This is a genomic window from uncultured Demequina sp. (genome assembly GCF_913055775.1).
In the GTDB taxonomy this organism is placed as follows: domain Bacteria; phylum Actinomycetota; class Actinomycetes; order Actinomycetales; family Demequinaceae; genus Demequina.
This window is the reverse complement of sequence record NZ_CAJXJX010000108.1, coordinates 1-9,381: the sequence shown is the minus strand read 5'-3', so window position 1 is coordinate 9,381 and position 9,381 is coordinate 1. Positions and strand designations below refer to the sequence as shown.

The 9,381-nt window shown below is 71.6% G+C and carries 9 protein-coding genes; all 9 read left to right on the top strand.

What is annotated here, in order from left to right; translation table 11 throughout:
- Positions 1-169 precede the first annotated feature (169 nt).
- A complete protein-coding gene (locus QZ483_RS10710) occupies positions 170-2,746 on the top strand; it encodes a phage tail sheath subtilisin-like domain-containing protein (RefSeq protein ID WP_297083813.1) in 2,577 nt (858 codons plus the stop codon).
- Positions 2,747-2,770: 24 nt separating this feature from the next.
- Complete coding sequence (locus QZ483_RS10705) at positions 2,771-3,208, top strand: phage tail protein (protein WP_297083811.1); 438 nt, start codon at positions 2,771-2,773, stop codon at positions 3,206-3,208.
- Between the two features lie 4 nt (positions 3,209-3,212).
- Positions 3,213-3,677 carry a phage tail protein gene (locus tag QZ483_RS10700; protein WP_297083810.1) on the top strand — a complete coding sequence of 155 codons (465 nt, stop codon included), beginning with the start codon at positions 3,213-3,215 and terminating at the stop codon, positions 3,675-3,677.
- Between the two features lie 2 nt (positions 3,678-3,679).
- Entirely contained in the window at positions 3,680-3,838 is a 159-nt protein-coding gene (locus QZ483_RS10695; protein WP_297083807.1) for a hypothetical protein, read from the top strand.
- Positions 3,838-4,509 (top strand): LysM peptidoglycan-binding domain-containing protein, encoded by a 672-nt coding sequence (locus QZ483_RS10690; RefSeq protein WP_297083805.1) that lies wholly within the window; start codon positions 3,838-3,840, stop codon positions 4,507-4,509. The genes QZ483_RS10695 and QZ483_RS10690 overlap by 1 nt, the downstream gene beginning before the upstream one ends.
- Complete coding sequence (locus tag QZ483_RS10685; protein ID WP_297083803.1) at positions 4,506-6,221, top strand: phage baseplate assembly protein V; 1,716 nt, start codon at positions 4,506-4,508, stop codon at positions 6,219-6,221. The genes QZ483_RS10690 and QZ483_RS10685 overlap by 4 nt, the downstream gene beginning before the upstream one ends.
- Positions 6,222-6,230: 9 nt before the next feature.
- Entirely contained in the window at positions 6,231-6,506 is a 276-nt protein-coding gene (locus QZ483_RS10680; RefSeq protein WP_297083801.1) for a PAAR domain-containing protein, read from the top strand.
- A complete protein-coding gene (locus tag QZ483_RS10675; protein ID WP_297083799.1) occupies positions 6,503-6,934 on the top strand; it encodes a GPW/gp25 family protein in 432 nt (143 codons plus the stop codon). The genes QZ483_RS10680 and QZ483_RS10675 overlap by 4 nt, the downstream gene beginning before the upstream one ends.
- Positions 6,931-9,381 (top strand): baseplate J/gp47 family protein (locus tag QZ483_RS10670; RefSeq protein WP_297083797.1); only part of this gene is annotated, 2,451 nt, incomplete at its 3' end. The genes QZ483_RS10675 and QZ483_RS10670, both read left to right, overlap by 4 nt.

The window sequence follows — 9,381 nt, the reverse complement described above, 5'->3', positions numbered from 1 at the left end:
GCTCCGGGGACGTACGAAGCCGTGGCGGCCACCTGGACCGCCGCCTACCTGCCCGCCGACCTCCTGGTCGACGGGAGTCTGCTGCGTCAGGTCGCGGTGGACTTTGATCGCACCACCACCCGAGTCCACGCGGTCGACACCACGTGACTCGCTGCCTGAGGAGGGCATCGTGACCTATCAATCACCAGGCGTGTACATCGAGGAGGTCCCTGCGGGGCCCCAGCCGATCGCCGCAGCCTCGACGAGCGTCGTCGCCGTCGTCGGCAACACCCGCAAGGGCCCCTACATGACCCCCACCCGCATCACCGGCTGGGCCGACTTCGTCCGCACCTTCGGCGCCGCCCACGGCGCCGGCTTCACCGCCGAGTCCATCTACGGATTCTTCGAGAACGGAGGCCCCGCCGCGTGGGTGGTGAGGGTCGACGACTCGCAGGCGGCCGCGTGGGAGATTCAGGACGGCACGCCCGCGACCTCCTTCGTGGCGACCGCCACGTCGGGAGGCGCGTGGACCTCCGAGGTCTCGCTCTCCGTCGCACCGGACACCGGCGGCGGCGCCGGGTCGCTGGCCCGGGCGGTCGTGTCGGCTCCGGTGACTGAGCCGGCCGGCAGCGTCGTGGTCCCCGTCGAGTCGAGCGGCGGCATTGCCCCCGGCGACGCCGTGGTGCTGCTCGACGGCGCGTCCGGCTCGGTAGACGCGACCGTCGACTCGGTCGATGCCGCAGCACTCACCGTGACGGCCGCCGCGGCCGTCGCGCTCGAGGCGGGCGACGTGGTCGCCGTCCAGGCACCCGCTTCAGCCACGCTGACCCTGCCCGCCGCCTCGGGCATCAAGGCTGGCGATCTGCTCGTGATCCGGGACCCCGACGGCTCGCGCGACTCGGTGCTGGTCGACGCCGTCGAGAAGGTCGGCTCGGGGCTGCGGCTCACGCTCGCGGCCGCGCTGGGCGCGGCCGTGCCGGCCGCCACGCTGGCCCGCCGCCGCGCCACGTTCGCGGGCACGCTCGCCTCAGCGTCCGGCTCCACCTTCAGCTTGGGCGACGTGACCTGGCAGCTGCCGGATGACCTGCGCCCGCGCAACGCCGACATGCAGATGGCCGATGCGCGGGCGACCCTGAGCAACGGCGCCGCGGCCGCCTGGGGCGGCGCGAACTTCGCCATGTCAGGCGGCCAGGACGTGCCCGCGGGCGCCGTCACGATCGATGCGCAGGTGCGCGTCGCCATCTACGACGAGGCCATCACGCCGTTCACGCCGGGCGACGTCGCCGGAGTGCTGTCGCGCTTCGACTTCCTGCCCGTCGGCACCACGATCGAGCTGACCGGCCCAGGCGTGACCTCCACCGTCGAGCGCACCGGTCCGGCCGCGGGAACGCCCGCGGGGGACGCGCTCACCAGCACGTACGACCGCGCGCGCTTCGTTCTCCCGGGCGACGCCTCGGCTGGCGTGGTGGTGCGCTGCGCGGTCGAGCCGCGCATCGGCGACTTCGTCGACTTCGACGGCGACGTGCTGCGCGTCACCGACGTCACGCACGCCACCGGTCGCACGTACGTCCTGGACTTCGCGGACACGACGAACATCAGCGCCGCCGCCAACCCCGATGCGGGCCGGTTCCCGCTCCTGGCGTTCGTACCCACGGCCTTCTTCCCCATGCGATTCGCCCTCACCGTCTCCGACGGCGGCGCCCCCGTCGAGACCTTCACCGGACTGTCGCTGTCGACAGCCCATCCGCAGTACTACGCGAAGGACGACGTGATCAACGGAGTCTCGGCCTACGTCACCGTCGCACCCCGCGCGCCGGGGGCGCCGGCGATCTCGGCGACGTCGATGCCGGCGCTCGCCGTAGCGACGCAGGCGGGCGTGGACGCGGTGCCCGCCAACGCGGACTACAAGGCTGGTCTCGAGCAATTGGAGAAGGAGCCCGAGCCTGCGATGCTGATGTGCCCCGACACGGTCACCATCACGGATCCCCTGTTGCAGGCCGACCTCGTGGGCGCGGTGGTGACCCACGCGGAGGAGTTCCGCAAGTTCGCGATCATCGACGCGCCCGACTTCTCGGGGCCGCCATCGACCGTGGACTCGGAGCTGCTGAACTGGCGCAACACGAACCTGTCGAGCACGTACGCGGCGCTCTTCGCGCCGCATCTCGCGATCGTCACGATCGACCCTGACTCGACCGATCGCTTCACGACCGTCCCTCCCTCGGGCTTCGTCGCCGGCGTCATGGCGCGCACGGACCGCGAGCGCGGCGTGCACAAGGCGCCGGGCAACGAGCGCGTCAAGGGCATCGTCGGGCTCACCGAGTCCTACACCCAGCGCCGCCAGGATCCGCTCAACACCGCGTCGGTGAATCTCATCCGCGCCTTCCCCGGCCGAGGGACACGGATCTGGGGCGCGCGCAACGCCACCGACGACACGACGTGGCGCTACGTCAACGTGAGGCGGCTGTTCAACTTCGTCGAGACCAGCGTCGAGCGCGGCACCCAGTGGGTGGTCTTCGAGCCGAACACCGCGGCGACGTGGATCCGCATCAAGGTCTCGCTTGAGAACTTCCTCGACCAGCTGTGGCGGTCGGGGGCCCTCGCAGGCACGTCGCCCGAGCAGGCGTACCGGGTTCGCGTGGGGCTCGGCGAAACCATGCAGGAGACCGACATCGACCTCGGGCTGGTCATCACGGAGGTCGCGATCGCGCCCGCCAAGCCCGCCGAGTTCGTGGTGTTCCGCTTCAGCCACAAGCGGCTGTCCGAGTAGACCCACCCAACCAAGGAGCACGACATGTATCCCATGACCACCCTCCACTTCGAGGTGAGCTGGGGAGACTCGCAGAACACCTCGAACTTCTCGGAGGTGAGCGGCCTCACCATGGAGGCCGAGGCGATCGAGTACCGGGGCGGCGCCGACAAGGCGCTCACGGTCCAGAAGATCCCCGGGCTGAAGAAGTTCAGCAACGTCACCCTCAAGCGCGGCATTGCGCCCGCAGAGGCGGGCAACGGCCTGTTCGACTGGTACCACACCATCCAAGCGGGCACTGTGGCCCGCCGAGACGTCACCGTGAGTCTGCTCAACGAGACCCGCGACCCGGTCATGACGTGGAAGATCCAGGCCGCGTGGCCGGTGAAGATCGAGGGCCCGGGCCTCAAGTCCTCAGGCAATGAGATCGCCATCGAGACTGTCGAGTTCGCGTGCGAGGGCATCGCGATCGAGGTGCCGTAGGCCGATGCAGCCCGAGACCGCCCCCGCGACGCTTCCCTTCCTGGGAGCGCACTTCGTGCTGGCCATCGACGGCCTTGCCTCGGTGAGCTTCTCGAAGTGCGCGGGGCTGGCCGGGGAGGTCGGCGTGGAGGAGTACCTCGAGGGCGGAGAGAACCGCTTCGCTCATCGGCTGCCGGCGCGCGCCTCGTTCCCCAACCTGGTGCTCACCCAGGGGGTGGGGCCCGCGCGCGAGCTGTGGGACTGGTTCTTCGAGTACCTCGTCGGGGGCTTCGTTCTCCCGCGCGACGGGCAGGTGTCGCTCATGTCCACCGTGGACGACGAGCTCACAGCGGTCAAGGTGTGGGCGTTCCGCCGCGCGTGGCCGGTCAAGCTCACAGGACCCGAGCTCGACGCCCAGTCCAGCGCGGTCGCGGTGGAATCCCTCGAGATCGCCCATCACGGCCTGCTGCTCGCGAAGGCGGGGGCCTGAGCATGGCCGTGGTGATCGGGGAGATCGTGACCGAGGTGGTCGTGGCGAACGCTCCCGAGGGCGGGCAGAGCCAGGGCTCGGCGCCCGTGGACGTGGAGGACGTCGTGCGCCGCGCCACCGAGCGGGTGCTCGAGACGCTGCGCCGGGAATGGGACGTGTGATGCTCGAGACCACGCAGCTCACGAAGCTCCGGATCACGCCATTCGAGGATCAGGAGTTCGATACCGCGGCCGACGAGCCGTGGCAGGCGATGCTCAACCCCACAGAGATCGGCTACTCGCGGGCGCACGAGTACGCGGAGGAGGCATCGGCCGGCGCATCCGCGCCCCAGCAGTCCTACTCCCACACGAAGCCCGAGGACCTCAAGATCGACATGATCCTCGACGGCACCGGCGTGGTCGCGGACAAGTCCACCCTCGCCGACCAACTCGACCGCCTGCTCGAGATGACTCGCTTCACCCCGGGCCTGCATCAGCCGTACTACGTGCGCGTCGAGTGGGGCGCCCTCCGCTTCGAGGGCGCCGTGCGCCAGGTGGACCTGTCCTACAAGCTGTTCGACCGTGACGGACAGCCGCTGCGGGTCGCGGTGTCCCTGTCGCTCAAAGGGGTGGTGGGCCCCGAGAAGCTCAAGGCGGAGGAGCGCCGCGAGTCACCCGATCTGTTCCAGACATGGCTGGTGAGCGAGGGCGAGTCTCTCGACGCCATCGCCCACCGCGTGTACGGCGACCCGGCGTTCTGGCGACCGCTCGCCGAGGCCAACGATCTGCGCAATCCCCGCGGCATCGTCGCAGGCCAGACTCTCCTGCTGCCGCCTAAGGACAAGGGCCGATGACGCGCTACGGGACCGACGCGACGCCCGACCGGCCGGAGTTCGAGATCCGGGTCGACGGCGCCGCGGTCGACGCTGGCGTGCACCAGGACGTGATCGACATCGACGCCTCCGACGAGGTGGGGCGCCACGGACGCCTCACCGTGCTGGTGCAGAACTGGGACCCGGACACGCGCGAGGTGCGCCACAGCGACGACGGACCCTTCACTCCGGGCGCCGCCGTCGAGGTGCTCGTCGGCTACCACAGCGCCCTCGAGACAGTGTTCGACGGCGTCATCACGTCGCTCACCACCCACTTTCCCCGGGGCGGCAGGCCCGTGCTCAGGGTCGAGGCGCGCTCGCGCTCGGTGCTGCTGGACCGCCTGCCGCGCTCGCGCCAGTTCGAGGACGTCACCGACGAGGACGTGGCCAGCGCGATCGCCTCCGACTACGGACTGACCGCCGATACGGCGGCCGGGGTGACGCGCGCCGCGGTCGTCACGGACCGACGCTGCGACTGGGACGTCCTCACCGCACGTGCCAGCCAGCTCGGCTGGGTCACCTACGTGCGGGGCGACGTGCTCACGCATCGGCCGCCCGCGAGCGCGGAGGCGGCGCACGAGCTCGAACACGGGCTCAACATCACGGAGCTGCACCTCACGCAGGACGTGGCGGGCGCTGTCACGTCCACGACCGCGGCCGGATGGGAGCGGGGCACCCTCGAGGCGATCGAGTCGGAGGCGACCCAGGCGCAGGCAGAGCTCGACATCGGCGAGCGGCCCGACCACGAGGCCGCAGCGGACGAGACCGGCTGGCCGCTGCGCGACGAACGGCGCGGCTCCCCGGCCATCGCCGACGCGGCCGAGGCCGCAGCGCGCGCCGCGGGCCGCCAGCGCGGGGCGGTGCTCGGCCACTGCTACGGCACCGCGACGATCGTCGGCAACCCGGCGATCCGCTGCGACCAGTGGATCACCATCGCGGGCGTCGGCGAGCGCATGTCGGGCCCACACTTCGTCACCGCTACTCGCCACCGCGTCTCGTCCCACGGCTACGCCACCGAGCTGCAGGTGGGCTCACCGCCGCGGGTGCAGCCGCGGGCGCCTCGCTCGGACGGCTCGCTGTCGCTGGGCATCGTCGCCTCGCTCGACGACCCTGAGGGTCTCAACCGAGTGCGCGTGCGCATGCCGTGGCGAGGAGACGCCGGGGACGGCGTGTGGGCGCGGGTGGCATCTCTCGACGCTGGCGAGGACTGCGGCGCCGTGTTCACGCCGAGCATCGGTCAGGAGGTCGTGGTCGGGTGCGTCGACGCGGAGGCGGGCGCCCTCGTCGTGCTCGGCACGCTGTACAACGGCGTGCAGGGCCCGCCGTACGTGAGCGACGACGACAACCACGTGCGCGCCGTCGTCACACCCGCCGGCCTGCGGCTCGTGTTCGACGACGAGAAGCCGTCCGTGTCCATCGAGACCCCCGGCGCCGCGCGCACGCTCACCCTCGACGACGACGCGGGCGCCATCACCCTCACCGACGGCTCCAGCACCGTGGTGCTCGACGACGCAGGTATCACCCTCGACGCCGCCCAGGACATCACGCTCAAGGCAGGCGGCACCGTCGCGATCGAGGGGCTGCAGTTCACCTCGAAGGCGTCCGCATCGTCCAAATTCGAGAGCTCGGGATCGTTCGACCTTGAGGCGTCGGCAGTGCTCGGGCTCAAGGGTGCGCTCGTCAACATCAACTAGGGAGGAACGATGCCTGCTGCAGCGCGCGTCGGCGACGTCACCGCCCACGGCGGCACAGTTGTCGGCCCCGGCGTGCCGACCGTGCTCATCGGCGGCATGCCTGCGGCCGTGCTCGGCGACATGCACGTCTGCCCCATCCCGCCGCCCGCGCACATCCCGTCGTCGCCGTTCGTCATGGGCTCCGCCACAGTGATGGTCCAGGGTCGGCCCGCGCTGCGGGCGAGCGACGTCTGCGGCTGCGGTGCATCCGTGCCGGTCGGGGATCCGACGGTGGTGATCGCATGAGTGCCGTCGACTACCCCCATGTGGGCCGCGGGTGGGCCTTCCCGCCGCGCTGGGAGATGCATGAGGCGCGCGAGGGCCACCCGGCCGGCGCGACGCTCGACCTCAACGACGGTGTCCCGCATGTCCAGGAGGCGATGCGGCTGGTGCTGCGCACCTCGCTCGGCGAGCGGGTGATGCGCCCCACCCTCGGCGCGGGAGTGGACCGCTACGTCTTCGAGAGCCGCACCGTCGAGACCTGCCACCGGCTCGCGCACGACGTGGAGCGCGCGCTGCTGCTGTGGGAGCCCCGAGTGATCGTCGATGGCGTGACCGCAGTCCCCGCGGGCGCCGCGGACGACCGCATCGACGTGCGCATCGACTACCGCATCGACCGCCACCGCCGCCCCGACAGTCTCATCGTGCCCTTCTACGTGGAGGTGGCCGAGTGACCCGCACCCGCACCGATGTCATCGCAGCGATGGCCGACACCGCGCGCCTGACCGCCTTTGGGCCGTCGCACACGTGGCACGACGCCCTGTTCAGCGGCGACGACCTGACGCGCCCCAGCGACCCCGACCGCGCGCTTCTGGCCGCACTCGCGGACGAGGTGGTTGAGGCAGACGCCCACCTCGCGCGGGTCCCCGACGCGCTCCACGTCGAGTGGCTCGAGCGGATCCTCGGCCTGGAGCGACTGCCCGTCGTTCCCGACACCGTCGTCGCCCACGCTACGGTCGACCCAGCGCTGGCGCCGGCGGTGCTCGCCACCGGCACGCTGCTGCGCGGGGGCAAGGACGCCTACGGTGTCGAGCGGCGCTACGCCACCGCAGATGCACTGACCGCCCACGGGGCGCAGTTGGTCGCGGCGCGCTCGCAGACGCCCGGCGGCTCCGGCGGCGTGGTCGGTGAGGCGGGGTCCTTCCCCCTCGACCCCTCAGACGGAGCGCCCGCCGACCACCGCGTGCGCATCCACTCGGAGGTGATGCGCTTCGACGGCGGCCATCTCAGCCTGCGGCTGCGCTTCGAGGGCGCGCCTGCACCGCTGCAGCTCGGGGACCTCCGGTGGCGCTATCCGCGGCCCGACGGCACCGTGGGCGACACCACAGGCTCGGTCTCCGGGGACCACGTCACCGTGACGCTCCAGGAGGCCTGCGGCGTCCCCGGCGAGCCCTGCTGGATCGAGGGCTACGTGCCCGACGGGTCAGCAGTCCCGACCGCCATGACGTTCTCGGGCCTGTGGCTCAAGGTCACCTCGCGCAGCGAGTTCGCGCCCGAGGCCGGCTACTACAACGACGGCCGGCTGGACGTGACGAAGGAGTTCCAGCCCTTCGGCCCCGTCGCCAAGCGCGGCGACGCGTTCTACGTGCGCTCGGACGAGGCCTTCTCCAAGCGCCTGGCGACCCTGACGATCGCGCTGTCCGTGCTGTCCGACAGCGGCGGCGCCGTGACGAAGTACCTCACCGCCGGCGGGATCCCCGGCTACACGAACGAGGTCGCCGCTTCCCACCTGCTGGGCTTCATCTCGACCTTCTCGGGCGACGACGCCATGAACGACGTGGTCGCCGAGGTCGGGCCGCTCTACGAGTACCTCGCGGACCCCGACCCGGACCCGACGCTCAAGTGGCAACGCCGCACCACGGAATGGTGGGAGAGCTTCGCCACGCGCTCGTCCCTGTCGAGCGTGACCGGCGCGAGCATCGGCGGCGGGATGGGCTCCCGCCCGACGTCCATCGGCGGCCAGGAGGGTCACTACATCCGCGCCTTCCTGTCGGAAGGCGACTTCGGCTGGACGTCGTATCTGTCCCGCGTGGCGGACTTCGCCGGCGACGCAGCCTCGTGGATGACGACGCCGGGACCGATGCCCCTGCCGCCCACGCCGCCGATCGTCACCGAGATCAGCCTCACCTACACGACCAAGGAAGTGCGCCCCGATGGCGTCGAGTCGGTCAACGGGTGGATCCGTCGCACCAAGCCCGAGGCTCAGCCGTGGAGTCCCTTCCACACCGATGTCTCTCCCGACGGCCACGCGGGAATGCTCGCGCTCGGGCTCGACATCCCGGTGTCCGCCGCCGGCTCGAGCGTCTCCATCTACGTCGGCGTCGACTCGGCTGCCGCCTGCGGCGACGGCCAGGAGCCCGATGCGCGGTGGGAATGGTGGGACGGCGCCGCGTGGCGTCCGCTCCCCGTGGCCGATGGCACCCACGCGCTGCGCGAGTCCGGCCTGCTGCGCTTTGTCGCGCCCGAGGGCTGGGCCGAGGGCTGCCCGCGCCACGGCGGCGCCGACGCGGAGCGCGGGCGCTGGATCCGGCTCGTCACGCACGCGCCAGACCGGCTCGGCACAGTCCTGCAGATCGTCCTCGACGCGGTGATCGCGGCGTATGTGTCGACGGCGCCCGACCCGAGCGCGGATCCCACGCCTCAGACCCCGCTGGTGGCCGGAGCGATCAAGGGCACCGTCGCGACGGTGCCGGGCATCACGAAGGTCACCAACCTCGCGAGCGTTCAGGGGCGTGGGCCAGAGACGGATACGCACTACGCGACGCGCGCCTCAGGCATCGTGCGTCACCGCCGACGCGCCGTCACGCCGTGGGACTACGAGCAGCACGTCGCGATCGCGTTTCCTGAGGTAGCCGCCGTGCGGTGCCTGCCCCACACGGACGGCAGCGGCGGCCGCTCCCGTGGCAGCGTCGGCATCGTCGTCGTTCCCGACCGCCCCGACGAACCCTGCCCGCGGCCGTCCGTGAGCCTCGCCGGGCGGATCGGCGACGCGCTCGCGCCCCTCGCGCCTGTCCACGCCACTCCCACCGTGCTGTGCGCCCTGTATGCCGAGGTGACGGTCGAGCTCGAGGTCACCCTGCGACGCGGCGTCGCGGCGCTCGACGGCGGCACCGCGCTCCGC

What these genes read in the sequence shown, in the direction of transcription:
- QZ483_RS10705 (WP_297083811.1), top strand. Translation starts at nt 2,771, where the DNA reads ATGTATCCCATGACCACCCTCCACTTCGAGGTGAGCTGGGGAGACTCG.
- QZ483_RS10695 (WP_297083807.1), top strand. Translation starts at nt 3,680, where the DNA reads ATGGCCGTGGTGATCGGGGAGATCGTGACCGAGGTGGTCGTGGCGAAC.
- QZ483_RS10685 (WP_297083803.1), top strand. Translation starts at nt 4,506, where the DNA reads ATGACGCGCTACGGGACCGACGCGACGCCCGACCGGCCGGAGTTCGAG.
- QZ483_RS10675 (WP_297083799.1), top strand. Translation starts at nt 6,503, where the DNA reads ATGAGTGCCGTCGACTACCCCCATGTGGGCCGCGGGTGGGCCTTCCCG.
- QZ483_RS10700 (WP_297083810.1), top strand. Translation starts at nt 3,213, where the DNA reads ATGCAGCCCGAGACCGCCCCCGCGACGCTTCCCTTCCTGGGAGCGCAC.
- QZ483_RS10690 (WP_297083805.1), top strand. Translation starts at nt 3,838, where the DNA reads ATGCTCGAGACCACGCAGCTCACGAAGCTCCGGATCACGCCATTCGAG.
- QZ483_RS10680 (WP_297083801.1), top strand. Translation starts at nt 6,231, where the DNA reads ATGCCTGCTGCAGCGCGCGTCGGCGACGTCACCGCCCACGGCGGCACA.